Origin of the sequence: Luteipulveratus mongoliensis, from assembly GCF_001190945.1 — a bacterium.
In the GTDB taxonomy this organism is placed as follows: Bacteria; Actinomycetota; Actinomycetes; order Actinomycetales; family Dermatophilaceae; genus Luteipulveratus; species Luteipulveratus mongoliensis.
Genome location: NZ_CP011112.1, coordinates 355948 through 381529, shown reverse-complemented (window position 1 = coordinate 381529; position 25582 = coordinate 355948). Strand labels below are relative to the sequence as shown.

Genomic DNA, 25582 nt, shown 5'->3' with positions numbered 1-25582 from the left:
GGTGACCGATGCTCCGGCGACGAGAGACGTCAAGCGGGATGCGTAGCGACCCGCTACGCGGAGTCATCCTGAGGGTTCGAAGAGACCCGGGACAGACTGGCGTCTTCGGCGAGAAGGCCCGGGTGAGAGGGCAGGGTGATGGTGAACGAGGTGGCGACGTCTGGCTCGCTGGTGGCGGTGAGGGTGCCGGCGTGTGCCTCGACGAGGCGTTTCGCGATCGTCAGGCCGAGGCCGCTGCCACCGGTGTGCCGGCTGCGTGACTTGTCGGCGCGCCAGAACCGGTCGAACACATGCGGTAGGTCTTCGGCGCTGATGCCGCCGCCGGTGTCGGTGACCTCGATCATGACCTGATCGGTGTGCTGCTGAGCACGGAGGGTGACGTGCCCGCCCGCTGGAGTGTGCCGGATCGCGTTGCTGACCAGGTTGCTGACGGCCTGCCGCAGACGCACTGGGTCGGCGAATACCTCTGCGCCATCAGTAATTTCGGCGCTCAGCACGACATTCGCGGAGGTCGCGGCGGTGCGGTGCGCGGCGCGTACGGACTCGAGGAGGTCGGTGATGTCGACGGGTTCGCGGTGCAGGTGGAGCTGGCCGGCGTCGGCCTCTGCCAGGTCTTGAAGGTCGTCGACCAGGTGTTGCAGGGTCAGCGTCTCGTCGAGCAGCAGAGTGACGAGGGCTGGATCGAGATCGGCGACGCCGTCCTGGGTGGCTTCGAGCCAGCCGCGCACATTGGCCAACGGACTGCGGAGCTCGTGCGAGATGTCGCTGACCATGTTGCGGCGCTGCTGCTCGGTGCGCTCGAGATGTTCCGACATCTGGTTGAACGTCCTCGACAACTGACCGAGCTCGCCTCGGGCGCGCACCTGGACGCGAGCCGCAGTGTCGCCGTCTTGCATCCGTTGAGCCGCGAGTGTGAGTGCGTGGACCGGGCGTAGCAACCGGGCAGCGATCAGGGCGCTGATCAGCGCCGCGAGCACGAGAATCACGAGTCCGGCGAGGGCGATTCGAGTCGTGCCCGCCGAGGACAGCCGAATGCTGGGTGAGGGTTCACCTGCGGGCTGGGTGATGAACAGCAGGGCCGGCGCTGCGACGTACGGTCGAAGCTGCGCGCGACGCGCGTTGTTCAGGCAGGTCACCACGGAAGGCACGGTGCTGTCGACGACGGGAGTCCCGGTGGCGTCGACGCTCAGGCGAGGTGTGGCTGTCTGGCCGGCCGGCTTCAGGCACGGCGCGGCCAGGGTGCGGAGCTGGTCGAGCGCGCGCTGCTCGGTGGGCGTGGAGCCCTCGAAGCTGACAACGGGGCATGCGGTTGGAGCCACCCGGTTGTAGCCAGTGACGCGAGCACGACCAGTGGGCGACTCAACGACATTGGCTTGAATTCCGTTGCCACGCAAGCACTTCGCGAGAGTGTCAGCCGCGGTGCGCAGCCTGATCCGGTCGGCCGAGGGCAGTCGGTAGGGCCCGGCCGCACGGGGGTCGATGCGGCTGACGCTGGCGTTGAGGCTGGGGTCGGTCTGCAGTGGGTCGATGACGGAGGAGGCGCGCACCGGCCGCGCTCGGCCGGCAGCCGAGTCTGCGATCTCAGTGCGCTGCTCGGTCGTGATCGCGATGCGCCGACCGCTCTGCGCGGCGAGTGCTCGGACCCTGGCTTCGACGCCGTCCCACGTGGAATGCGTTGCGGCGTAAGCAAGAACGGTGTCATAGATGTGCGCGTCGGTACTGAGGGCCTGACCCTGCTCGCGCTCGATGGATCCCGTGGTGCTGCGCGCGGCCAGCCACGCGGTCGCGGCGATCGTGCACATCGCGACGATGATCGATCCGGCGAGCAGCCGTACGAACAAGCGGTGCCGCACCGGCCCGTCAGCGCGTGACATCGGCCATCTTGTAGCCGACGCCGTAGACCGTCAGCAGGTAGTCGGGCTTGCGCGGATCGTGCTCGATCTTCTTGCGCAGGTTGAGGATGTGCACGTCCACGGTGCGCTCGGTGATGTAGTGATCACGACCGTAGGCCTGCTCGAGCAGCTGGCCTCTGGTGAACACCCGACCGGGTTGAGCCGCAAGGGTGCTCAGCAGACGCAGCTCGGCGGCGGTGCACTCCACGAGCCCGCCGCCCACGGTCACCTCGTGTCGCGCGGGGTCGACGACCAGCGCGCCGACGGTGAGCACCGACTCCGCTGCCCCAGCGGTCCGGCGTACCCGTCTGAGGAGCGCCCGTACGCGCCCCATCAGTTCCCGCGGGCTGTACGGCTTGGTCAGGTAGTCGTCCGCGCCGAGATCCAGCCCGCGCAGCAGATCGTCCTCGGAGACCAGGGCCGTGAGCATCAGCACCGGGAAGTCGAACTCGGCGCGCAGGATGCGCAGCGTCTCCAGCCCGTCCACCTCGGGCATCATCGCGTCCAGCACCAGCAGATCGGGTTGGCGTCGACGGATCTCATCGATCGCCCGCCCGCCGTCGTGCACCACGAGGACGGAATGGCCCTCCCGCTCCAGGTAGCGGCGGACGAGCTCGGCTTGTCGCCGGTCGTCCTCGGCCACCATCACGTGAGCGCACACAGGTTCAGTATCCACAGCCGCACCACCCATGACGCGCTACGTCATCGCCCCTTGATCGATGCCCAACAAGTTCTTCACAACTGCTCGTCAGGGTGAATCTCATGACGAGGACTGGACAGACCCGACCACGCACCATCCTGAGGACGAGCACGCTCGCAGCGACCGGACTCGCTGTCGCCCTGACCCTCGCGGCCTGCGGCGGCGACAAGCCGAGCGGTGTCGCAGCCGTACCGACGACCGCGCCAGGCGTTGCCACGACCTCGGTTCCGACCACCTCATCCGGTGGTGCGAGTACGTCGTCGACATCGTCGACGCAGAACGCCAGTCGGCCGCAGCTTCGGCTGGACACCACTGACGAGGAGTCCGGTCGGTTGTACCGGGCGTACTACAGCTGCATGCATGACCGCGGATATGTCCCGAACCTGGTTGGCCTCCCCTGGCCGTCGGTCCCGGTGAGCGCCGCGACCAGGAAGGCGGCAGAGGGCGCCTGCGCGAGCAAAGAGCCGCTGATCCCGCCGGAGCTGGACTCCAAGAAGAACCCGCACTACGCGGCCCAGTTCCACCAGGAGGTCCTGTGCCTCAACGCGGGCGGTCTGAAGGTGACGGAGCTGCCCAACGCGGAGGGTTGGAACTACGCGGAACAACCCACCATGTCGGAGAAGCAGAGCAACAAGCTGCAGCATGACTGCCAGCGCAAGGCCTTCGGCGGCGGGAAGTGATGGCCGAAACCGCCCGGAATGCAAAGCGATTGATCGTTCTCGGAACGGTGGCCCTCTTGATCGTCGCGACGATCGGGATTGTCGCCTACACCCGTCTCGCCGCACCGAGAGCGGCCGCCGACTCCGCTCCCGCTGCTGCGCAGACCACGGAGGTCACGAGGACCGACCTGTCCGACACCCAGCAGTTCCCGGGGAGCCTCGGCTATGGGCTCGCGCGCGACCTGAAGGGCCGCAAAGCGGGCACCCTCACCTGGCTGCCGGCCAGCGGCACGAGCGTGGATCGGGGTGCACCGCTCTACAAGGTCAACAATCAACCGGTCGTCTTGTTCTTCGGCTCGATCCCGATGTACCGCAAGCTCGAGGCCCAGCCGGGTCACCAGCCGATGGAGGGCCCGGACGTCCGCGTCATCATCGACAACCTGGCGGCCCTCGGCTACGGCACGAAAGGCGACCACTTCACCGAGGCCACGGCGGCCTCGGTCAAGCGGTGGCAGCATCAGCTGGGGCTCCCCGAGACCGGGGCCATCGACCCCGCTGACGTGGTGGTGCAGCCCGGCAAGGTGCGGGTCGAGTCCGTCGGCGCGAGTGTCGGCGACTCCGCCAACGGTCCGCTCATGTCGGTCACCGGCACCGTGAAGTCCGTGACCATGGCGGTCGACCTGTTCCAGGCGAGTCTGGTCAAACCAGGCACCAAGGTCACGGTGACTCTGCCCAATGGCACGACGACGGCGGGCACCGTGCGCGAGATCAACCGCAACGCCGCCAGCGACAAGGGTTCGTCCGGATCGCCGGACCAGCAGGCACCGGTCAAGGTGCAGGCGATCGTCACGCTGGGCAAGCCGGGCGAGGCGAAAGACCTCGACTCGGCACCCGTTCAGGTCTCCGTGACCACCGAGACGAAGCGTGGGGTGCTCGCGGTCCCCATCGGCGCCCTCCTGGCCCTGCGCGACGGCGGGTACGGCATCGAGATCCAGCAGGGTGGTGCCACCCATCTGCTCGCGATCCAGACCGGTCTGTTCGCGAAGGGCATGGTGGAGATCAGCGGCAAGGGAGTGGCCGCCGGCCAGCGCGTCGAGGTGACCTCATGAGCAGCCCCGTCCTGCAGATGGACCACGTCAGCAAGAGCTATCCGGGCGGCGTACTCGCACTCGACGACGTCTCGCTGACGATCGAGACCGGTGAGCTGCTGAGCATCGTCGGCCCATCGGGCTCGGGCAAGTCCACCCTGCTCCACCTGATGGGCACACTGGACCGCCCGAGCGCGGGCACCGTCCGCCTGAACGGTCAGGACATCGCCGAGCTCTCAGACCGTCAGCTGTCCGCGCTGCGAGCCCGCACCATCGGCTTCGTCTTTCAACAGTTCCACCTCACCGAGGGCCTCACCGCGATCGAGAACGTCGCCACAGGCTTGTTGTACGCCGGCATTCCCGGCTCGAAGCGTGGCAGTCTCGCTCGCGAATCCCTAGCTCGCGTAGGGCTTTCCGCGCGGCTCGGACACCTCCCGAACCAGCTGTCCGGTGGCGAGAAGCAGCGGGTCGCGATCGCCCGCGCCCTGGTCAACGAGCCCTCGCTCGTCCTGGCCGACGAGCCCACGGGTGCGCTGGACACCGCCAATGGGCAGGCCGTCCTCGAGCTGCTCAACGAGCTCAACGCCGAGGGCACCACGATCGCGATCATCACTCACGACCTCGACATCGCGGCCGGTACGCCTCGGTCGGTCCGGCTGCGCGACGGCAGGATCGTGACCGACACGTTGGCAGACGCACGATGAACCCGGTCAGGCTGACATCCGGCGACCTGCTGCGGCTCGGCCTGCAACGCGTCCGTACGCGCCCCATGCGTGCCGTGCTCTCCGCACTGGGGATCTCCATCGGGATCGCCACGATGATCATGGTGATCGGCGTCCCGGCCTCCGGTCAGCGCGCACTGATGACTCAGCTGGACTCGCTCGGCACGAATCTGCTGACGGTTCAACCGGATCTGGACCCGAACGACCCGGTCACGCTGTCCGAGGAATCCATCGGCATGGCGCGACGGATCGCTCCCGTCCAGAGCGTCAGCGCGGTCGCCAACACGCACGCGACTGTCCGCAGATCCGATCGGATCGACGAGGACGACACCTCCGGTGTGGCGGTTCTGGCCGCGAAGACCGACCTGCTGACCACCTTGCACGGGTCGATGCACGCCGGCTCCTACCTCTCCTCGGCGACCGAGAAGTTCCCCACCGTGGTGCTCGGATCGACAGCCGCCACCAGGCTCGGCATCACCGAGCTGCGACCGCATGAGGCGGCACCGATGGTGCGGATCAACAATCGGTGGTTCAGCGTGATCGGCGTCCTCAACACGATGCCGCTCGCCCCCGACATCGACGCCGCGGTCCTCGTCGGCTGGGACGCGGCGCGTACCGAACTGCGCTTCGACGGACACCCGACCGTGCTGTACGTCCGCGCGGACGAGCGCTATCTCGACGACGTACGCGCCGTGCTGCCCCGTACCGTGCTCCCCGACGATCCCGGACGAGCCATGGTCAGCCGTGCGTCGGACGCGCTCGCTGCGAAGAAGCTGACGGAGTCGGCGTTCTCCACGCTCTTCCTCGGGCTGGCCGGAGTCGCCCTGCTGGTGGGCGGCGTCGGCGTCGCGAACACCATGGTGATCTCTGTCCTGGAGCGCAAACGGGAGATCGGCCTGCGCCGAGCACTCGGAGCGAACCGCGGTCAGATTCGCGGCCAGTTCCTCATCGAGTCCGTGGTCTTGTGCGGTCTCGGAGGAGGCGCCGGAATTCTGATCGGCGTCCTGGCGAGCGCCGGATATGCGGCCACCCAGGGCTGGCCCGCGGAGGTGCCGCTCGGTGCGGTCGCCGGCGGCTTCGGTGCAGCCATCGGCGTCGGGATTCTCGCCGGCGTCTACCCCGCCATCCGGGCATCCCGTCTGACTCCCACCGAAGCGCTCGCCGCGCCCTGACCTTAGGAGACCTATGTCCCACCTCACCCGATGGTGCGTCGTCGCAGCGTTGGCAGCAGGCACCATGAGTGCGTGCTCGGCTGACGCCGATCCGCCGGCGCAGCAGAGCGCGGAAGTCGCAACGGCGACGTACAACCTCGGCAACACGGCCTTCAAGCCGCCCGGCTTCAGGAACGCGATCGAGCTCGCCGGAGTCGTGCACTATCCGAAAGACCTTGGTACGAAAGCGCATCCGATGGTGATGATGTTGCACGGCGCCTGGACCGCCTGCGTCAAGGAGGGCCAGAGAGCGCAGTGGCCTTGCCCGCCCGGCGTGGCCCAGATCGACAGCTTTCGGGGTTACGACTACCTCGGCGAGCACCTGGCGAAGCGCGGCTACATCGTGGTGTCCATCAGCGCCAACGGCATCAACGAGACCGAGAACGGTGACGGTTACGACGCTAGGCGCGCACTGCTGAACAAGCAGCTGCAGCTCTGGCAGCAGCTCTCGGCAACCGGCCACTCACCGCTCGTCGGGAAGCTTGTCGACGCCACGACAGGCAAGCCGGCCGCCGTCGACTTCGCCCACCATGTCGACATGACGGACGTGGCCACGATCGGTCACTCGCGCGGTGGCCAAGCCGTCATGGAGCAGGCGTCCGACCGGCACCGCAAGGAGTGGCCGCACGGCGTGCAGATCAAAGCAGTGCTCGGCCTGGCCCCGACGACCAACGGCGCCGACGGCCGCGTCGATCCGATCACCAGCCTGCCCCTCCTGACGATCATCGGCAGCTGCGACGGCGCGATCAGTCCGTACGTGACCTCGGAGGCGTACTTCAATGCTGCTCGGGGCAGGAGCAAGGCACGCATCGAGAAGGTCACGGTGCCGGGTGCCAATCACAACTTCTTCAACACCTCGTGGTCGCCGTCAGGGGGGCGACCACGAGCCACCGACGACTCCCCCGCAACCGGACCGCACCAGTGCACCACCAGCGAGTCCGACGCCAAGGACGTCCGCAAGCTCTCGGAGACGGAGCAGCGACAGGTTGCGACGACCTACATCACGGCGTACGTCGACCGATTCCTCAGAGGTGACATGTCCGCGGACGACGTCTTGACCGGCAAGCGCCGACCGGACGGTGTGCCATCGGTGGACCTCACGGTTGACGGACGCTGACAGCTGCCGGTCACTCGCTGGGTCACGTGCCATCGCGAAAGTCCCCGACCGGATGACCCGGCCGGGGACTCTCACGGTGACGGCTAGTTGGTGATGTGGTTGTAGCGGTAGGGCTTGGCGTAGTGGCTGCCCACCGGGAAGTTGATCTCGCGCTCGTACGAGATCGAGCCGTGGCCGTGGCCGCGCTCCTCGAGCGTCTTGAACCTCGTGTGCGAGGAGTTCGCCCAGCCGTTGAACAGCACGACGTGACCGTCGGACCCGCCCGTACCGGCGCCCAGCGTGCCGACCACGTCGCCCGGCTTGAGCTCGTTCCAGCTGATCCGCTGCAGGATGTCGGGCAGGCTCACGGTGCTGTAGCTCTGCGAGACGTGCAGGGCCATGGAGACGAAGCCGGAGCAGTCCGTGCGGTACGACTTCCCGTTCCGGTCGTTGTGGTAGCCGTCCATGCTGTACGGCACGTTGATGCGGACCCAGTCCATACCTCGGCTGAGGACCTCGCTGCGCGAGATCGGACCGTTGACACCGGAGTGGCCGCCACCGCCGCCGGGTGTGGAGGAGCCACCGATCTGATGCGAGGCATTGTTGTTCTTGAGGCCGGGCTTGAGGTTGGCCTTCGAGCCGGCGGCGATCGTCTGGCTGTCGCCGGCGTACGAGCTGTTGAAGTAGACGGTTACGGGCTTCGACGTGCGGTTCCACACGGAGGCCGCGTTGTTCTTCACGCACTTGCCCTTGCCGTTGCCGCCACCCTTGAACTCGAAGCACGATGGCTGCGAGTCGCCGAGATTGCCTACGGACGAACGGAAGTCGGACACCGACCCCTGCTCGTTGCTGTTGAAGAAGTAGCAGAGCTCGCCCGTGTTGCACGATCCGTCACGCTCGGCGGCGTGCGACTGCGGAGCGATCATCACCGCCGCAGAAGTCGCCACTACTGCTGCGATTCCAACCAGTGCTGCGGACCGTCGCTTAGAGATGTTCATCCCCGAATCCCCTTCATTAAGAGTGGTATTGGCCTGTCAGGAAGTCATTTCGCCCGCCTCTGACCGCCGCTCGAGGCAACCCGTTCCCCCGTCTCGCAATGTGAGACGAGGCGCGGGGCCTGGAGCCCTCGCGCCTCGTCCGATTCGCCACATCTGGCGTGAATTCCGTTGATTGACAGTGGCTTTCGAGCCAGATCAGCCGAGCTGGCCGGCGACGTAGCTGCCGCCGCGCTGCTGAGTCATCACGTTGAGTCGGGTGAAGGCGTTGATGAGCGCGATCTGCGCGACGAGCGCCATCAGCTGCTCGTCGTCGTAGAACGTGGCGGCGTACGCCCACGCGTCGTCAGTGATGCCAATGCCGTCCGCGAGCCGGGTGCCCTGCTCCGCGAGCTCCAGCGCCGCCCGCTCCGCCTCGGTGAAGACGGTCGTCTCTCGCCAGGCGCCGACGAGGTTGATCCGCAGTGCCGTCTCGCCCGCCGCGGCGGCCTCCTTGGTGTGCATGTCCAGGCAGCCGCCACATCCGTTGATCTGGCTCACGCGGATGTTGACCAGCTCGAGCGTGGCGGTCGGCATGGTCGAGCGGACCAGGGCGGAGTGCGCTGAGACGAGGTACTTGGCGAACTTCGGTCCGAGGTCGGTGCCGAGCGGGTCGAGTCGGGTCTGCATGACGATCTCCCTTGGTGAGGTGTGCTGTCACCTCCATGACGAGACCGCTTGCGCCGACGTAACACTCAGGCCGGCCGACCCGGGATGTCCATCGCCGCAAGGCGTTCCGGGTCGCGCATCGACACGATCTCCACGATCCGACCGTCGACCACGGTGCACGCCATGACGCTCACCGGCGTGCCGTTCGCCGCCCACGCGACAACCCCGGGCTCACCGTTGACGAGCACGGGACGCCCGGTCACCGTCGAGTGCGCACCGCGCTGGGCTCGCGTCGCGACCTCGGTCGCCCCGAGTCGTACGACGACGCCACGCGTGCTGTGATCGCGCCACACCACGTCCGGGTCGAGCACCGTCAGCAGCCCCTCGAAGTCGCCCGCCTGCGAGGCCGCCAGGAACGCGTCGACGACCGCCCGCTGCTGCCTCGGCTCATCGGACGGTCGGTGCGAGTCCTGCACCTTGCGACGGGCTCGGCTGGCCAGCATCTTGCTCGCGTCCGTGGACCTGCCGATGATCTGACCGATCTCCTCGAACGGCACCCCGAACATGTCGTGCAGCACGAACGCCAGCCGCTCCGCGGGCCGCAGCGTGTCCAGCACCACGAGGAGCGCCAGGCCGACGGACTCGGCGAGCAGCGCGTCGTCCTCGGGACCTTCGCCGTCGACCTCGGTGACGATGAGCTCAGGCAGGCGGTCGTCGTACGACGCCTCTGGCTTGGCCCGTCGCGAGCGCAGCGTGTCGATGCAGACCCGACCGACGACCGTGGTCAGCCAGCCGGCCAGGTTGTCGATCGCGGCCGAGTCCTGGCGCGCCAGTCGCAGCCAGGCTTCCTGCACCGCGTCCTCGGCGTCGGCTCGCGAGCCGAGCATCCGGTACGCCACCGCCACCAGGCGCCCGCGCTGCAGCTCGAAGGCTCTTGCCAGGGCGTCCTCAGTCATGTGATTACCTTCCTCGAACGAGTCCTGTCATGGGGATGACGGGTCGCGAGCGGCAGACGTAACAACCCTGGGAGCCTTCGTGAACGACGTGCGCGTACGACTGCTGCAGCTGAGCGACGCCGAGGACCTGGCGGCCCTGCTCGACGCCAGCCGCGATCACCTGCAGGCGTCGCTGCCGGCCCACGACGAGGAGTACTTCACCGCCGAAGGGCAGCGGGAGCGGATCGGACGGACGCTCGCCGAGCACGAGGCCGGACGGGTGTGGCCATGCGTGATCGTCCACGACGGGGTGGTCGCCGGCCGGGTCGCGCTGAACAACATCGTGCTGGGTCCCCTGAGGTCGACATTCCTCAGCTACTCGCTCGGCGCGAGCCACCTGGGTCGCGGCCTCGCCAGTCGAGCGGTCGAGCAGATCCTCGGGCAGGCGTTCGACGTGCTCCAGCTGCATCGGGTCGACGCGTTCACTCGTGCGGACAACCCTCGTTCGACAAAAGTGTTGGAACGCAACGGTTTTGAGCGGGTCGGGCTGGCGCGGCGCCACACTCACGTCGGCGGCCGATGGCACGACGAGCAGCTCTTCCAAAAGCTCGCTCCCTGGGACGACGGCGTGACTTTGCACCCGCGCTGACGGACCGGCCTGCCGCCCTCGGGAATATTGCGTGGCCGACCACCGATATACCTGGTGGCCGGCAACGTAAATCCGAGAGGAACCCACCATGACCACGCTCTGGAACCCCACGACAGTGGGCACGATGCAGCTGCCCCACCGTCTCGCCATGTCACCGATGACCCGCGACCGCGCCCTGCCCGACGGCACACCCGGGCCGTCCGCGCCGCGTTACTACGCCCAGCGGGCCTCGCTCGGCCTGCTGATCACCGAAGGCACGCAACCGAATGACGACGGGCAGGGCTACCTGCTCACACCCGGCAGCTATACCGACGAGCACGTACGCGGGTGGCGGGCTGTCGCGGACGCCGTCCACGACGCGGGTGGTCACCTGGCCATCCAGCTCATGCACACGGGCCGGATGTCCCACCCGGACAACACGCCGCACCACCGCCAGCCGGTCGCGCCGTCGGCCATTGCACCGGGAGCGCAGATGTTCACGGGCACCGGGATGCAGGACATCCCAGAGCCGCGGGCGCTGACCACCGAGGAGGTGCGCACGACGGTCGAGGACTTCCGCCGTGCTGCGGCACGCGCGGTCGAGGCGGGCGCCGACGCCGTCGAGATCCACGGCGCCAACGGCTACCTCGTCCAGCAGTTCCTCGCCGAGGGCTCCAACCACCGCACCGACGAGTACGGCGGATCTCCTTCAGCAAGAGCCCAATTCGCGATCGAGGTCACTCGTGCACTGGTCGAGGAGATTGGTGCCGAGCGGACCGGACTCCGCCTGTCGCCCGCTTCGGCAGAGGGTGGCGTGGACCACGCCGGCATCGACGAGGGCGAGACGGGGCGGGAGACGTACCGGCACCTGATCAGTGAGATCGCACCCCTGAGGCCGGCGTACCTCCACCTCCTGCACCACGGAGATGAGTTGCTGCTCAAGGAGATTCGCGAACTGTGGCCGACAGCGCTGCTGGTCAACCGACCCGGCCGAGAGCTCGACGCCATCGCCGATGACATCGACGCCGGACTCGCGGACGTCGTCACCGTGGGCGCGTGGGCGCTCGCGAACCCGGACCTACCCGAGCGGCTGCGCAGCGGCGCTGACCTCAACGAGCCGGACCCGGCGACGTTCTACGGTGGGGGCGACGAGGGCTACGTGGACTACCCCACGCTGGCGACCGCTTGAGAGGAACCACGCGTGACCGATGATCTCTCGGCCGGGGAGCGCTACCCGGTGGGCTTCGCGATCTTCGGGCTGGCGCGCACGCACCGTGCGCTCGCCGCCTCGATGCTGCGCGAGATGGGCCTGTTCCCCGGCCAGGAGATCATGCTCATGCAGCTCTGGGACAACGACGGCCAGTCGCAGAACGCGCTCGGCCGGACCCTCGGGCTGGACCACTCCACCATTGCCAAGTCGGTGAAGCGGATGGCCGATGCGGGCCTGGTGACACGAGCGCGCAGTACGACGGACGGCCGCGTCACGGTGGTCAGCCTCACCGATGCGGGGCGCGCGTTGGAGCGCCGGGTCGATGCGATGTGGGCGCGGCTGGAGGAGCTGACCGACGCCGGCGCGACCGCCGAGGAACGCGCCCAGTTCGTCGCTCTCGCGCGCAAGCTCGAGCTGAACCTGCGGGCTGACATAGGTCCGTTGGACTGCTGACCCAAGTTTTCGGACATGCCTCCCGCGGGTGCGCGTGGCCTCTCCTGCGGCGTCCGAGACTGCCGTTCATGACGACCGTTGTGATCCCGCTGTACGACCGGTTCACCGCTCTCGATGTGGTTGGGCCCTACCAGATGCTGGCCTGCACGCCGGGTGTCGAGGTCGTGTTCGCGGCCGCTGAGGCTGGCCCGGTCTGGGACGACCTGCACCTGCTCCAGCTCCAGGCCGTCAGCCTGTCCGAGGCGCCGGCGCCCGATGTCATCGTCGTGCCCGGCGGTCCCGGCACCATCGACAACCTGACGGGCCGGATTCCGGCCTGGCTCAACGAAGTTCATCCGCACGCCCGCTGGACGACCTCCGTCTGCTCCGGCTCGATCGTGCTGGCTGCTGCCGGTCTGCTGAAGGGCCTCCGGGCGACCACGCACTACCGGCACCTCAAGGCACTGGAGATGTTCGGAGCCACGCCGACCGAGGAACGCGTCGTGGAGGAGCTCGACTCGCGCATCATCACCGCTGCCGGTGTGTCCAGCGGGATCGACATGGCCCTGCGCCTCGTCGAGCTGATCGCCGACCGACGCATCGCGCAAGCCGTGCAGCTCTGGACGGAGTACGACCCCCAGCCACCCTTCGACTCCGGGTCGCCGGCCAAGGCGACCGAGGACGTACGAGACCTGGCCGCGGCGTACGAGCTCGCCGCCCGTCAGCGGCCCGCATAACGACGCTGGACGTCGAGCGGCGGAGCTGTCGGCGGGGCACCGTACCGGGTCTCCAGGTGGCCGTAATTGTGATGTTCATCACATATCTGGTGAAACGTATGCGGGACAGGGCACTGCCATGCTGGCCGCCGTGAATCCGGGAGATACCTGGCAATTCATCGGTTCGAATCGCGGTCTGCGCGCTTGCCCAGCCGTGGGCGCCGAGCGTGACCGCGACTCCACGGTCCGAGACCTGTGGAGGCGGCCGAGTGTGCTCGTGCCACTGGTCCGCGTGTCTCGGACACCGCCCAGTGAACGGAGTTCATCGTGAGTACCAATGACTTCGACTGGTCAGGCATGACCGTCAAAGTTGTGTCCGCCGTCGTCATCCTGATCGTCACCTGGATCCTGGCCAAGGTCGTCAAGAACCTCCTCAGCAAGGTCCTGCAGAAGGTGTCCTTCCTCAATCGTCAGACCGACGGCGAGACCCTCGCAGCATCGCTTGGGTCGATCGGCTCCCTCGTCATCTGGCTGTTCGGGCTCGTCGCCGTGCTCAACGTGTTCAAGCTGAACGAAGCCGTCACGCCGATCCAGGGCATGCTCGACGACGTCCTCGGCGCGATCCCGAACATCCTGGCCGCCGGCCTGATCTTCTTCATCGGCTTCGTGCTCGCCAAGATCGTCCGCGACCTCGTCGTCACGGCGTTGCAAGCAGCCAACGTGGACCGGTTCGCCGACAAGCTCAACCAGAAGGCGTCCGCTGAGGTCGCCGGTGTGAGCGGCGATGTGGCCCAGGGCACGGACGGTGCAAGCCGCGTCGGTGACACCTCGACGGGTGGTGCGGGCCAGCTGCGCATCTCGACCCTCGTCGGTCAGATCCTGTTCGTCGTCGTCCTCGCAGTCGTGTCCATCTCGGCGTTCGATGCCCTTGGTATCAAAGCGATCTCGGAGCCGGCTACCGACATGCTGACCAAGATCCTGGATGCCATCCCGGCCATCCTCGGTGCGGCAATCCTGCTGACGATCGGTGTGGTCATCGCCCGCATCGTCGGCAACCTGCTGGAGTCGGTGCTGCGCGGCTTCGGTGTGCAGCGCGCCGTCGAGGGCCTCGGCGTCGAGGCCGGCGGCCGCGACGTCGCGGCCATCGGTGCGAAGGTCGCCCAGGTCGCCATCGTGCTGTTCTTCGCGATCGCCGCGACGAAGATGCTCAACTTCCCCGAGATCACCAACATCCTCAACACGGTGCTGGCACTCGGCGGCAAGGTGCTCTTCGGCGCAGTCGTCATCGTGGTCGGCGTCTTCATCGCCAACCTGCTGGCCAAGACGATCGGCACCGGTCAGACGGCGCAGATCGTGCGCTACGGCACCATCGCGCTGTTCGTCGCGATGGGTCTGAAGTACATGGGCCTGGCGGACTCGATCGTCAACCTCGCGTTCGGTGCGATCGTCGTCGGTGGCGCAGCCGCTGCGGCGCTCGCCTTCGGGCTCGGTGGCCGCGACGCGGCTGCCCGTCAGCTCCAGAAGCTGCAGGACGGCAAGTCCAGCTGACCGGCTGAGGCGAACGAGGGAGGGGCGTCGGGCTTCGGCTCGGCGCCCCTTCGTCGTACGACCTCAGTCACCGGTGGACCGCCCACCCAAGATTTCGGACGGGCATCCCGCGGACGGGCCTCCCGGGGACGCGTATCGGAGCAGACTCGAACGCATGACCACTGCGCCTCGTCTTGTCGCTGACCTGTCCGTGTCGCTCGACGGCGTGGCCGCCGGGCACGACCAGTCGCGGGAGCATCCGTTCGGTCCGAAGGTCGGGGAGCGGCTGCACACCTGGATGTTCGAGCACGCCGAGGACAACGCCGACGAGGTCGCAGCGATCACCGATGCGGGCGCGCACATCATGGGACGCAACATGTTCGGGCCTGATCGTGGCGACTGGGACCTGAGCTGGAAGGGCTGGTGGGGCGACGACCCGCCTTACCACTCACTGGTTTTCGTGCTCGGCCATCGCCCACGCGAACCGCTGGAGATGGAGGGCGGCACGACGTACATCTTCGTCACCGACGGCATCGAGTCCGCGCTGGAGCAGGCGCGCGCGGCCGCCGGCGATCGCGACGTGGCGATCACGGGCGGCGCGACGACGGTCAACGAATACCTCGCCGCCGGGTTGCTCGACGAGCTGCGGTTGCACATCGCACCGTTCACGATCGGTGAGGGCGTCCGCGTCTTCGGCGACGTGCCCGACGTGCGGCTCGTGCCCGTCGCGAGTCGTACGACCCCGCACGTCACCCACGTGACCTGGGGTCGTCCACCGCTGGTCGAGTAGGCGCAGCGCCAGCGGAGCCGTATCGAGACCCGGTGCGCCGAAAACCCCTGTCTCAGAAGTCGATTCGCATGACCACGCGCCGCTTGCTCGGCTGGTGGACGACGGCCAGTCCAGCATTGGCGAACGTCGGCACCGTGCCGACGAGCAGCTCATCCTGGATGACGGCGGTCGTGGTGATCGGGTACGCCTCCAACGCCCGCGCGCCACGCTCACGAGCGAAGTCGACCGCGGCCGCCGCCATCGCCCGGCTCACACCGCGGCGGCGGTGACCTCGGCGTACGAGCAGGCAGGTGATTGCCCAGATGCCGGCATCGGACTTGTCCTCGTCACGACCATCCCACGGCACGCGGAACACTCTGACCAGGCCGTCGTACTCCGGACGTGGCTCGACCGCGCACCATCCGACGGGCTCGTCGTCGAGGTAGGCGACGATCCCGGACGTGACCGGTGCATCCGGGTCACCGCAGGCGGTCTGCTGCCGTAGGTGGTCGGCTCGAACCTCGGCCGGCGTGTTACCGAAGGACTCGCCGGGCTGCAGCTTGAAGCGCCGGCACCAGCACCGGGCGGGCTGGGCGCTGGTGCCGAAGATGGCCTCGAGGTCGGACCAGTCGGCCTCGTTCGCCGGCACGATCCGCAGCTGACCCTCAGCAGTGCTCATCTGGCCAGCCTAGGTCTGTGAGGATGGGCCCGTGCAGCAGCGACGCGTGCCCGGCGGAGTGTTCGAGGTCGGTGAGGAGCCGGACCCGCGGTTCAGCCTCGCCAACGAGCGGACCTTCCTCGCCTGGATCCGCACGGCGCTCGCCCTGATGGCGGCCGGTGTCGCGATCGAGGCGGTCGAGCTCGACATCGAGCCTCACCTGCGCGCGACGGCTTCGGTCATCCTCGTGCTCTCGGGTATCGGTTCGGCTCTGCTGGCATGGTTCGGCTGGGCCGGCTCGGAGCGGGCGATGCGCGCGGGTCAGCCGTTGCCGTCGTCAATGTTCAAGCCGTTGCTCGCGGGGGCCGTCGCGCTCGCGGGTCTGCTGCTCGGGCTGGGCGCCTTGATCTCGTGACCGGCTCCGGGCACGCCATCCCCGACCGAGGGATGCAGGCGGAGCGTACGGCCCTCGCGTGGCGGCGTACGTCTCTCTCCGTGGCCGTCGCCTCCTTGGGCGCGCTGCGGGTCGGCGCGGTCGCGGGTGCGCCAATCGCATTGGTAGTCGGAGGTTTTGGGCTCCTCTGGTCCGCGGCGCTGGGGCTCAGTGCTCGAACTCGTGGGCGCGACGCGTTGGCCCGGATGCGTGCAGCGGCGGGTACGACGTGTGCCGACTGTCCGCCCGCGGCGCCACTCGACGGCGCCCAAGGAGTGCACATCGCCGCGGCTGCCGCCGGGGCAGTCATCTGCGGCCTCGGCTGCCTAGCCGTCGTCCTCCTCCTCTGACACCAACCCCGCCGGTCGAGTAGGCGAGGCGCTAGCCGAGCCGTATCGAGACCAGGGGCGCGGTCGCCGGGTCTCGATACGCCTCCGCTGGCGCTCCGGCTACTCGACCAGCGGGAGCGGACAGGGGTCCCGTGGAGAAGCTCAACGTGGTTGTACATATCTACAACAAGGTTGCGCTTCTCATCGCACGCCATGCCACTCCGCTGGTCGAGTAGGCGAGGCGCTAGCCGAGCCGTATCGAGACCAGGTGCACGCGGTCACCGGGTCTCGATACGCGTCCGCTGGCGCTCCGGCTACTCGACCAGCGGTGGGTGGACGATCAGGTTGCCGACCTTGTGGCCGGAGTCGACGCGCTCGTGGGCTGCGACGATCTGATCGAGCGGCAGCACCTGGTCGATCACGACCGTCAGCTCACCCGACGCGACGAGTCGGAGCAGCTCTTCGAACTCCTCGGCTCGCTCAGGCACCGTGCCGGTCTTCACGTTGCCGCGAGCGCGGATCGTGTTGACCAGGTTGGCGACCACGAGCAGCAGCACGCCGTGATGAGCGAGCAACGCCTTCCAGGCCGCGGGCGACACGTTGCCGACGGTGTCGATGATGACGTCGAAGCGGTCGGTGATCTCTGCGAGCGGCGTTGCGGCGTAATCGATCACGCGGTCCGCGCCGAGACTCGCGACGAGCGCGGCATTCGGCGCGCTGGTTAGTGCGGTCACCCTGGCACCGAGGCGTTTGGCGAGCTGTACGGCGTTGGTCCCGACCGCACCCGAGGCTCCGTTGACGAGCACGGACTGCCCGCGGCGTACGGCAGCCTTGCCGCGCAGGTAGCCCAACGCGGTGGTGCCGCCGAAGAGCACGCCGGCCGCGTCGTCGTGCGTGACGTCCGCGGGCTTGCGGACGACCCGCGCGGTGGGGGCGACGACGTACTCGGCGTGCGCCCCCATCATCCGGAACGGCGTCATCCCGCACACTTCGTCGCCCGCCGCGAAGGCCGTGACGTCGGTCCCGACCGCGTCCACGACACCGGAGAAGGCGCTGCCGAGGACGTGGAGGCGAGGTCTGCGTACGCCGAGCACCAAGCGCGCTCCGGCTGTCATTCCGGCCGGGAAGTTCGAGCCGCGGATGCGCGCGTCCGCGATCGTGACGGCCGCGGAGTGCACCCGGACGAGCACCTGGTCGGCCGCCGGCGTGGGTGTCGGCACGTCCTCGATCCGGACGACATCGGGCGGGCCGTACCTATGACTGACTGCTGCCTTCATGGCTGCCCCCTGAGGGAGGGCGGATGCCCTCCCTCAGAGTGTGCGCCCGCGCTGGTCGAGCCGCACCCTGTTGCTCAGACGGCGACGTCTTCCTCGAGCTCTTCGAGGGTCTCGGCGCTGAGCGCGGACTCCTCGGCGGGTGCAGCGGCCAGAGCGCGACGGTGCTCGACCGCGTTGCCGAGGGCGAGGCAGGCCAGGCCGAGTGCGAACCAGCCGATCAGGATCGCGACCAGGCCGCCGATGCCGACGTTCGGGAAGTACATGATCCGGCGCACCGAGTCGATGAAGCCGGCGCCGATCCAGAACGAGTGCAGCCAGCCGAAGAACGTCGGCTGCAGCTCAGGCGCAAAGACGCCGCCGCTGCTGGTGAAGTTGAGCGCGACGAACACCGCCGAGTAGACCAACGTGCTGAACCGTCCGATCACCGGGTGCAGGCCGACGCCGATGAACAGGATCGCGGCGGCGTACAGAACCGAGATGCCCCAGACCGCGGTGAGGTTGTCGGCGAACATGCCGTAGCCGAACCGGGCGATCGCGAGCGACAGCGTCGGGATGACGACGGCAGCACCGGCGGCGAGTGCGGCGCGGCGACGCATCGGGTGACTCGAGGCGGCGGCGCCGATGGCGATGGAGGTGGCGTACGCACCGACGGTGAGCGCGACGAGGAAGAAGAAGCCGTTCTGCCCGACGGGATCGTTCGCGGTCACGGGCGCGACATCGACCGTCTTGAGCGGGACGCCCTGCTTGAGCGCGGCCGCGGAGCCGATCTGGTTGACGACGCTGCGGGTGGTGTCGGAGGCACCGGACGCGCTGAGCATCTCGGCGGAGGCCGTGCCGGGGACGTACGCGCCGGAGAGGTCGAGGTGCTGCAGCTGCCGCGTGGCCTCATCGACCGTCGGGACGATCCGTACGTCGACGCCGTCTCCCAGCGCGCGCTGCAGGTTGTCGGCGACGGGCTGCACCTGCTGCGTCGGGCCGACGACGGCGAGCGGGATGTCGTGCGGCGCCGGCTTGTGGAAGCCGCCCAGGTAGGCCACGGCCATCACCAGTCCCATCAGAACCGGGACGGCGATGTGGGACAGAACGGTCCTCATGGGTACGGGCTGCTGGCCGGTCACTCGTGATCCTCACTGCTAGAAGTTGCTATATACAACTTTTAGCACAATAATGATCACATGACCAATCGGGACAGCACGCTGGAGGACCTGCGCGTCGAGCTGCGTGAGGTCGCGCGACGGCTACGGCGCGAGTGGAGCGAACGCGTCCCCGACATCACATTCGCCGAGTCGACCCTGCTCAGTGCGGTGGATGCGCACGAGCGGGCGACCATGGTCGACGTCGCGCAGGAGCTGCAGATCGACAAGTCGACGGCCAGCCGTCAGGTGGCGGCGATCGAGCGTCGCGGGCTCATCACGCGCCGTGCGCTCGCGGGTGAACGGCGGGCCCAGCTCCTCGAGCTGACACCGCAGGGGCGGAAGGTGCTGGCGACGGCGAGCGCCACCTGGCTCGAGTCGGTCGGCCGGCGCGTCGAGGGCTGGAGTGACGACGAGGTGGACCAGTTCGTCGACCTCCTCCACCGCTACAACACGGCCCCGCCGGTCGACACATCGCCGGTCGAGTAGGTCCGCGCATACCGCTGGTCGAGTAGGCGAGCCCCCAGGGCGAGCCGTATCGAGACCAACGCCAGTTGACTCCCTACGTCGAGGATGACTCCCCTGGACGAGAGTCACCTTCGAGGAAGCGAGTCACGTTGCAGGAGCAAACGATTCGGCTCGCTGCATTCGCCACCTGATATGCAGTGGCGCCGGGTCAGCCCCTCGAGTGAGTCGACACTCAGTGCGCGCCAAGGGCTCCTACGCGGTCGGTCTACCGGGCCCCAGCGCTAGGCGACATCGGCGAGGGGCCTTCATGCGGCGTACCGGCGACAGAGCGATCGGCACCCAGACGCACGCGAGGAACGCGGCCGAAACGCCCAGCCCCCAACGAATCCCGACGGTCGACGCCAGCACTCCGGCAGCGGCAGCCCCGAGCGCGACCGCGCCAGTGAAGAGCACCCGCATCGTGCCGTTGACCCGCCCCAGCAAACCCGACGGAGTGGCCTGCTGACGGAACGTCATCATCAGCACCGAGTCGAACCCGATCTTGAACAGCACGACCGCCCATCCGAGCGCCGCGACCGGCCCGGGCACGGGCGCACCGACCAGCGGGATGGTCAGCGCCAGCGGCGCGACCGCGATCCCGACCAGCAGCACCGCACGACCAGCCCCGAGCCGATCGGCGAGCCGCACCGCGCACAGCGCGCCGGCCAGCCCGCCGACTCCGCCGGCTCCGAGGAACGCGCCGAGCTCCGACTCGCTCCAGCCGAGCTGCTTCAGCGCGAGCACCGGCACCAACGTCATGACACCCGCACTGCCGACGTTGACCATCGACCCGGCGATGACCACCGTTCGCAGGACGGGCTGGCGTACGACGAACGCGACACCCTCCCGGATCTCGCGTGCCAGATGCCGGCGGGGTACGTCGTCGCGGGGCTGCTCGGCCGTCGTCACCGTGGCGAGCCAGGCCGCTGACCAGAGGTACCCGAGAGCCATGACCACGAGGACCGTTGACGCGGACAGCAGCCCCGCCGCCCAGCCCGCGAGCGGTGGCCCGCCGATGAGCGCGGTCTGCGTGATCGTGGCCAGCCGGGCGTTGGTCCGGGCGAGATGCGCACCGGGTGCCAGGTCCTTGACGAAGCTCTGCGTGCCGAGGTCGAAGAACACCGTGGCGACGCCTTGCACCACCACGACGGCGAACAGGTGGACCATCGTCAATCGGTCGAGCCGGTCCGCGATCGGGATGGTGATCAAGGCGGCCGCCCGGACCAGGTCAGCGCCGATCATGACCGGGCGACGTCGTACGCGGTCCAGCCACGCGCCGACCGGCAGGCCGAGGACGACGAAGGGCACGGTGAGCGCGAGCTTCAGCAGGGAGACGCCGCTCGCGCCGGCGTTCAGGGCGGACACGGCGATGAGCGGCACGGCGACCTGGCCCATCTGCGCGCCCCACAGCGCTACCCCGGACGCCGTCAGGTAGCGCCGCCGATCACGGGTCTCGGCAAGAGGCAGGGGTGTCATCACATCGGTCATGACGGCAGCGTCCGCGCATCGCCCGAGCCGCTCAATGGATTCACGTTAAGGTGAATCCTCATGGCCCCCACGATCACCCTGGCCATCGACACCACCGACCTGAGCCTGCTCCGTTGGGCGATCTCGCCGGCGTGGGAGCTGCTCGCCTCGATCCGCACGCTCACTCGCCCGTCCGGTCACGCGATCCACATGCCGTGGCTGGCCGAGCACCGGGACGACGCCCTCCTGACCGACCGCCGGATGGCGCCCGCGCGTGACCTGACCGCAGGCCCGCCCAGCCACCTGCCGGGTTTCCTCGCGCCGACGCCGCTCTCGCCGTTGACGGCGATCGACGACGAGCTCGACGAGGTGCGGCGAACTCCGGCAGATGTCGTACGCCGTGAGTTACGAGAGGTTTTCGGCGATCAGGTGCCAGTCGGGCTGGCTCCCATGCTCCGCGCGCCACGGCGGGAGCTCGGCTTTGCGATGGAGCACCTGCGTGGGTACTGGGACCGCGCGCTCGCGCCGACCTGGCCACGTCTGCGCGGGTTGCTCGAGTCCGACATCCACTACCGGGCGCGCATGCTCACCGAGCGCGGACCGGCCGCGATGTTCGCCGACATCCATCCGGACCTGAGTCTCGATGCCGGCTCCGGCGAGCTGCACATCACCATCCGCAGCATCGGCCAGCACGGTCGCCGTCGCACCCTGGACGGTCGTGGGCTGGTGCTCGTGCCATCCGCGTTCGCGTGGCCGAGCCTCTACCTCAAGACGGTGGAGCCGTGGGTGCCAGTGATCCGCTACCCCGTCCGCGGGATCGGCACGCTCTGGAGCGCTCCCAGCGACAACGCCGATCTGGCCGCGGCGCTGGGCGAGACGCGAGCCCGCATCATCACGCTGCTGGACAGCCCGGCGACCACGTTGGAGATCGCCTCTCGGACCGGGCTGGCCGCCGGCGGGGTGTCGACGCAGCTGCACAAGCTGGCCCGCGCCGGTCTCGTCGCACCTCACCGGACCGGCCGGTCCGTCCTGTACGCACGGACCGCCCGAGGCGACGCACTGCTCGGCTGATCGATCGGTGGCGATTCTGCGATAAGACCGGTTCATCTCCTGCTAATTGTTCAGTTCGGAGCCTGCTAATTGTATGGTTTGAGCCATGGACTATGCCCGTCGCATCATCGATGACGAACTCGACGACCTCTTCGCGCAGATCGCGGCGATCGCGATCGATGGTCCCAAAGCGGTGGGCAAGACGACGACCGCCGAACAGCATGTTGACGGGCTTCTCAAGCTCGACGCCAAGTCGAACCGCGAGGCGATCCAGGCAGACCCAGAATTGGCTCTACGACGGGTGCGACCGCTGCTCATCGATGAGTGGCAGAAGGTGCCTGAGGTGTGGGACGTCGTTCGGCGCGCAGTCGACGAGGACTCGACGGGCGGTCAATTCCTCCTGGTCGGCAGTGCGAGCCCGGCGCCAGGGGCGACTGCGCACTCCGGCGCTGGTCGGATCGGCCGCCTCCGGATGCGTCCTATGACCCTGTCTGAACGTGGAGTCACCGATCCGATGATCAGCGTGAATGACCTGCTGTCCGGGCAGCGGCCAGAGCTCGACGGGCAATGCGATCTTCGGCTGGCTGACTACGTTGAGGAGATCGTGCGGTCGGGCTATCCGGGTATGCGAGCACTGAGCGCGCGCGCCCTCCGATTTCAGCTCAACTCGTACGTGCGCAACGCGGTCGACCGCGACGTGCCCGAAATGGGACTGGCGGTGCGCAAACCGGAGGCGATGCTCGCCTGGCTGCGCGCATACGCTGCGGCGACCTCGTCGACGTCGAGCTACTCCAACCTGCTCGACTCTGCGACCCCCGGGCAGAATGACAAGCCATCGCGTGCCACGAGCGTTGCCTACCGAGATGCGCTCGCTCAACTCTGGTTGCTGGACCCCGTGCCGGCGTGGCAACCGACAGGCAGTCCCTTGGCTCGGCTCGCGCAGGTGCCGAAGCACCACCTGGCCGATCCGGCCCTCGCTGTGCGCTTGCTCGGACTGTCTACCGACTCACTGCTCGAGGGCCACGGCACGCCACTCGGCCCACAGGCCGGATCGATGCTGGGGCGGCTCTTCGAGTCGTTGGCAACGCTGTGTCTGCGGGTGCCGGCTCAGGCGGCGGATGCCACAGTGGGTCATCTACGCACGCGCAATGGCGACCGCGAAATCGACCTGGTCGTCATCCGCGACGATGGCAAGGTGCTGGCGATCGAGATCAAGCTCGCCTCGACCATCACCGACCAGGACACCAAGCACCTTCGATGGCTAACCGAGCAACTCGGCGAAAGAGTGCTGGACACGATCATCGTGAACACGGGCACCAGTGCCTATCGGCGCCGCGATGGCATTGGAGTCGTTCCGCTGGGCCTCATAGCTCCCTGAGCGCTACTTCACGAAGAACGTGTAGTAGTACGGCCGCTGCATCGGGAAGCTGAAGTTGCCCTCGCGGTCGGTCTGCATCCACCGCGCGAAGCAGGTCGCCGGACTGTTCGGCGTCGCGATCGTCACGGACACGTTGACGGTCGCGCGCGGCATGGTGTCCGGGATCGCCACTCGCTCAGGCGCCCGACAGCCGGGTGAGCCTTCGAAGACGTTGATGCGGTGCAGGAAGCGGTTCTTCCACTCCACGGTGCCGGTGTTCTTGAACTGCCACGTCTTGACGACCGACTGACCACGCGGCTGGGTGGAGCAGTCGGGCACGGTCACGTCCTTCACGAACTTGCTCTGGTCGCCGCTCACCCGCGCCGTGTGCTGGCGCGGCGGTCGCGCGTTGCCCGGACAGCCTTTGGCGACCGTCGTGGTCGGCACGCTCGCGGGAGCGATGATGTACGCCGCCGCGGCCTCTCCCGTGATCGTCGGCGTGCCGGAGGCGCTGGGTCGGGCGCTGTCGTTGTTGAGCGCTGGGATCGCGATGACCGCCGCGAGCGTGACGGCCGCGGCCGCACCGGCTCCGACAAGGAGGGCGGTCCAGGACGCGGACCGCTTCGGCTCGGGTGACACCACGGGGAGCGGTTCCGAGATCGGAGGCGAGGCGACCTCGAGAGGTGCGGGAGGCGTACCGGCCTCTGCATCAGCGACGGGCTGGGACTCCTCGACGGGGCGGATGACCGCCTCGGCCTGCTCCCAGTCCGAGCGGAGGTCCTGTGGGTCGACGCCGCACGCCCGGGCGAACTCGACGGTGGTCTCCCACGACGGCAGCCGGGTGCCCTGAACGGCGTCGTGGAGGGTCGCGTGCGAGATGGCGCCGGACCGAGCTGCCATCGTCCGGAAGGAGGGGCGCCCGGCCTCTTCGCGGATCCGTACGAGTCGCTCGACGAACGCGTCGATGGCCACTGAGCGATCGCTGGTCACGGTCCTACCTCACTGTCAGATGGGCTTGATTCCGCGGATCTGACGCGTCTGACACGGCTCGTGTTCCCCCGTAGATCCGGCGTCTTATGTCGTCCGATGGTGTCAGGAGGGAGCCAAACCTGCCGGACAACACATCAGACCGCCAGCGTTGTCACCAAGCCCGACGTGGTCGAACGGCCGGGCACCAAGCGAAAGGACAGATCGATGCGTATCTCCAAGCGCGGCGCGGTCACCGGCCTCGGAGTGCTGGCCCTGACCGCCAGCACCTTCACCGGCCTGGCCCTCACGTCGCAGGCCGACGCGGCCTCACGTAACGGCAAGTGCGACACGGGCGAGTTCTGCCTGAACTTCAACTCCAACCTCAAGGGCTCGTGGTCGGACTTCACCGGCTCCGTCAGCGACTACGGCGCCAAGCAGCCGGGTTGCTACGACTTCAAGAGCGCCGGCGGCGGCAAGGGCAAGTGCGTCAAGAACGCGGCCGGCGGTTTCTGGAACAAGACCAACAAGTCCGTCACGATCTACTTCAACTCCGGCTACTCGGGCAAGTCCGCGACGGTCAAGCCGGGCGCCAAGGGCAAGCTGCCCGCCGCGGTCTACAACGAGAACGCCGGTCACCGCATCGGTGGCGGCAGCACCCCGCCCCCCTCGGGCGGCAAGTGGGCCTCGCCGGTCCCGTCGACCGCTGTGATCACGGCCGGCATGACCTACCCGAGCGGGCGCTACCACGGTGCCATCGACTACTCCGGCTTCAACGGCAAGTTCAAGTCCGCCTGCACCGGCACCGTCGACCTGGTCGACATCAACTGGAACTACGCGAACAAGAACGCGTACGGCGTCACCGGCTCGACCAACTACTTCTGGGTCAACTGCGGCAACGGCATCCGCATCGGTTACGCGCACTGGTACCAGCGCGACCTGGGCTCGATCAAGAAGGGCACCAAGGTCACGGCCGGCCAGACCCTCGTCAAGGTCGGCAACCAGGGCAACTCCAGCGGTCAGCACCTGCACTTCGAGGTCCGCCAGAACGGCAAGCAGATCAACGGCCACAACTTCCTGAAGAGCAAGGGCGTCAAGGGTCTGCCGAAGGGCTGACCCGCATTCCGGTACGCGCGGTGCCGGGGAACCTTCCCGTCCTCGGCACCGCGACCCGGGC

27 protein-coding genes are annotated in these 25582 nt (G+C 68.1%); 17 read left to right on the top strand and 10 right to left on the bottom strand.

Translation table 11 applies throughout. The features are described 5' to 3' along the window. Positions 1 to 53: 53 nt before the first annotated feature. On the bottom strand, positions 54 to 1874 hold the full coding sequence (locus tag VV02_RS01805; RefSeq protein WP_052589458.1) for a sensor histidine kinase: 1821 nt from the start codon (positions 1872 to 1874) through the stop codon (positions 54 to 56). Beyond that, positions 1861 to 2568: a response regulator transcription factor gene (locus VV02_RS01800; RefSeq protein WP_245632970.1), complete on the bottom strand. Its 708-nt coding sequence runs from the start codon at positions 2566 to 2568 to the stop codon at positions 1861 to 1863. Before VV02_RS01800 ends, VV02_RS01805 begins: the two co-directional genes overlap by 14 nt. An 86-nt stretch (positions 2569 to 2654) precedes the next feature. Here VV02_RS01800 and VV02_RS01795 point away from each other — a divergent pair, with 86 nt between their 5' ends. Genes VV02_RS01795 through VV02_RS01775 form a run of 5 tightly spaced genes read left to right on the top strand, consistent with a single transcriptional unit; the run spans position 2655 to position 7389 of the window. Beyond that, positions 2655 to 3272 (top strand): hypothetical protein, encoded by a 618-nt coding sequence (locus VV02_RS01795; RefSeq protein ID WP_052589457.1) that lies wholly within the window; start codon positions 2655 to 2657, stop codon positions 3270 to 3272. Between the two features lie 56 nt (positions 3273 to 3328). Continuing rightward, a complete protein-coding gene (locus VV02_RS01790) occupies positions 3329 to 4360 on the top strand; it encodes a peptidoglycan-binding domain-containing protein (RefSeq protein ID WP_169787622.1) in 1032 nt (343 codons plus the stop codon). Beyond that, a complete protein-coding gene (locus VV02_RS01785) occupies positions 4357 to 5043 on the top strand; it encodes an ABC transporter ATP-binding protein (RefSeq protein WP_052589455.1) in 687 nt (228 codons plus the stop codon). Before VV02_RS01790 ends, VV02_RS01785 begins: the two co-directional genes overlap by 4 nt. Then, positions 5040 to 6233 carry an ABC transporter permease gene (locus VV02_RS01780; RefSeq protein ID WP_052589454.1) on the top strand — a complete coding sequence of 398 codons (1194 nt, stop codon included), beginning with the start codon at positions 5040 to 5042 and terminating at the stop codon, positions 6231 to 6233. Before VV02_RS01785 ends, VV02_RS01780 begins: the two co-directional genes overlap by 4 nt. A gap of 13 nt (positions 6234 to 6246) precedes the next feature. Further along, positions 6247 to 7389, top strand: a complete 1143-nt coding sequence (locus VV02_RS01775; protein WP_052589453.1) for an alpha/beta hydrolase family protein — start codon at positions 6247 to 6249, stop codon at positions 7387 to 7389. An 83-nt stretch (positions 7390 to 7472) separates the two neighbouring features. Here VV02_RS01775 and VV02_RS01770 read toward each other — a convergent pair whose 3' ends face one another. The 3 genes from VV02_RS01770 to VV02_RS01760 all read right to left on the bottom strand — a co-directional run bounded on the left by VV02_RS01770 (position 7473) and on the right by VV02_RS01760 (position 9967). Continuing rightward, positions 7473 to 8366 (bottom strand): peptidase inhibitor family I36 protein, encoded by an 894-nt coding sequence (locus VV02_RS01770; protein ID WP_083449835.1) that lies wholly within the window; start codon positions 8364 to 8366, stop codon positions 7473 to 7475. A gap of 195 nt (positions 8367 to 8561) precedes the next feature. Continuing rightward, positions 8562 to 9032: a carboxymuconolactone decarboxylase family protein gene (locus VV02_RS01765; protein WP_052589451.1), complete on the bottom strand. Its 471-nt coding sequence runs from the start codon at positions 9030 to 9032 to the stop codon at positions 8562 to 8564. A 65-nt stretch (positions 9033 to 9097) separates the two neighbouring features. Further along, the gene (locus VV02_RS01760; protein ID WP_052589450.1) at positions 9098 to 9967 is read right to left on the bottom strand and encodes a sigma-70 family RNA polymerase sigma factor; all 870 of its coding nucleotides are present in this window, start codon (positions 9965 to 9967) and stop codon (positions 9098 to 9100) included. Between the two features lie 79 nt (positions 9968 to 10046). On the opposite strand from VV02_RS01760, the gene VV02_RS01755 reads away from it, so the two are divergent. From VV02_RS01755 to VV02_RS01730, 6 genes are all read left to right on the top strand, one after another. Next, positions 10047 to 10595: a GNAT family N-acetyltransferase gene (locus tag VV02_RS01755; RefSeq protein WP_052589449.1), complete on the top strand. Its 549-nt coding sequence runs from the start codon at positions 10047 to 10049 to the stop codon at positions 10593 to 10595. Between the two features lie 88 nt (positions 10596 to 10683). Then, positions 10684 to 11763, top strand: coding sequence for an alkene reductase (locus tag VV02_RS01750; RefSeq protein WP_052589448.1), 1080 nt, complete (start codon positions 10684 to 10686; stop codon positions 11761 to 11763). A gap of 12 nt (positions 11764 to 11775) precedes the next feature. Next, entirely contained in the window at positions 11776 to 12237 is a 462-nt protein-coding gene (locus VV02_RS01745) for a MarR family winged helix-turn-helix transcriptional regulator (protein ID WP_052589447.1), read from the top strand. 68 nt (positions 12238 to 12305) lie between these two features. Next, positions 12306 to 12953: a DJ-1/PfpI family protein gene (locus VV02_RS01740; protein WP_052589446.1), complete on the top strand. Its 648-nt coding sequence runs from the start codon at positions 12306 to 12308 to the stop codon at positions 12951 to 12953. A 306-nt stretch (positions 12954 to 13259) separates the two neighbouring features. Further along, positions 13260 to 14480 (top strand): mechanosensitive ion channel, encoded by a 1221-nt coding sequence (locus VV02_RS01735; RefSeq protein WP_157063220.1) that lies wholly within the window; start codon positions 13260 to 13262, stop codon positions 14478 to 14480. Positions 14481 to 14634: 154 nt separating this feature from the next. After that, on the top strand, positions 14635 to 15249 hold the full coding sequence (locus VV02_RS01730; RefSeq protein ID WP_052589445.1) for a dihydrofolate reductase family protein: 615 nt from the start codon (positions 14635 to 14637) through the stop codon (positions 15247 to 15249). A 52-nt stretch (positions 15250 to 15301) separates the two neighbouring features. Here the strand turns inward: VV02_RS01730 and VV02_RS01725 are convergent, their stop codons facing one another. Further along, positions 15302 to 15907 (bottom strand): GNAT family N-acetyltransferase, encoded by a 606-nt coding sequence (locus tag VV02_RS01725; RefSeq protein WP_052589444.1) that lies wholly within the window; start codon positions 15905 to 15907, stop codon positions 15302 to 15304. A 31-nt stretch (positions 15908 to 15938) separates the two neighbouring features. Here VV02_RS01725 and VV02_RS01720 point away from each other — a divergent pair, with 31 nt between their 5' ends. Together VV02_RS01720 and VV02_RS01715 are read left to right on the top strand one after the other, a co-directional pair. After that, positions 15939 to 16301, top strand: a complete 363-nt coding sequence (locus VV02_RS01720; protein WP_052589443.1) for a YidH family protein — start codon at positions 15939 to 15941, stop codon at positions 16299 to 16301. Then, a complete protein-coding gene (locus VV02_RS01715) occupies positions 16298 to 16669 on the top strand; it encodes a DUF202 domain-containing protein (RefSeq protein ID WP_052589442.1) in 372 nt (123 codons plus the stop codon). The genes VV02_RS01720 and VV02_RS01715 overlap by 4 nt, the downstream gene beginning before the upstream one ends. A gap of 293 nt (positions 16670 to 16962) precedes the next feature. Here the strand turns inward: VV02_RS01715 and VV02_RS01710 are convergent, their stop codons facing one another. After that, on the bottom strand, positions 16963 to 17925 hold the full coding sequence (locus tag VV02_RS01710; RefSeq protein WP_052589441.1) for an NAD(P)-dependent alcohol dehydrogenase: 963 nt from the start codon (positions 17923 to 17925) through the stop codon (positions 16963 to 16965). Between the two features lie 74 nt (positions 17926 to 17999). After that, positions 18000 to 19019, bottom strand: coding sequence for an ABC-2 transporter permease (locus VV02_RS01705; protein ID WP_157063219.1), 1020 nt, complete (start codon positions 19017 to 19019; stop codon positions 18000 to 18002). An 81-nt stretch (positions 19020 to 19100) separates the two neighbouring features. Between VV02_RS01705 and VV02_RS01700 the strand changes: the two genes are divergently transcribed. After that, on the top strand, positions 19101 to 19547 hold the full coding sequence (locus VV02_RS01700) for a MarR family winged helix-turn-helix transcriptional regulator (RefSeq protein WP_052589439.1): 447 nt from the start codon (positions 19101 to 19103) through the stop codon (positions 19545 to 19547). A gap of 231 nt (positions 19548 to 19778) precedes the next feature. Here VV02_RS01700 and VV02_RS01695 read toward each other — a convergent pair whose 3' ends face one another. Then, positions 19779 to 21053 carry an MFS transporter gene (locus VV02_RS01695; protein ID WP_052589438.1) on the bottom strand — a complete coding sequence of 425 codons (1275 nt, stop codon included), beginning with the start codon at positions 21051 to 21053 and terminating at the stop codon, positions 19779 to 19781. A 60-nt stretch (positions 21054 to 21113) separates the two neighbouring features. Between VV02_RS01695 and VV02_RS01690 the strand changes: the two genes are divergently transcribed. Continuing rightward, entirely contained in the window at positions 21114 to 22103 is a 990-nt protein-coding gene (locus VV02_RS01690) for a DUF5937 family protein (RefSeq protein WP_052589437.1), read from the top strand. 85 nt (positions 22104 to 22188) lie between these two features. Then, positions 22189 to 23460 carry an ATP-binding protein gene (locus VV02_RS01685; protein WP_052589436.1) on the top strand — a complete coding sequence of 424 codons (1272 nt, stop codon included), beginning with the start codon at positions 22189 to 22191 and terminating at the stop codon, positions 23458 to 23460. A gap of 3 nt (positions 23461 to 23463) precedes the next feature. Here VV02_RS01685 and VV02_RS01680 read toward each other — a convergent pair whose 3' ends face one another. Then, entirely contained in the window at positions 23464 to 24429 is a 966-nt protein-coding gene (locus tag VV02_RS01680) for an NBR1-Ig-like domain-containing protein (protein ID WP_052589435.1), read from the bottom strand. A 204-nt stretch (positions 24430 to 24633) separates the two neighbouring features. On the opposite strand from VV02_RS01680, the gene VV02_RS01675 reads away from it, so the two are divergent. Beyond that, positions 24634 to 25521 (top strand): peptidoglycan DD-metalloendopeptidase family protein, encoded by an 888-nt coding sequence (locus VV02_RS01675; RefSeq protein WP_052589434.1) that lies wholly within the window; start codon positions 24634 to 24636, stop codon positions 25519 to 25521. The last annotated feature ends 61 nt before the right edge of the window (positions 25522 to 25582 follow it).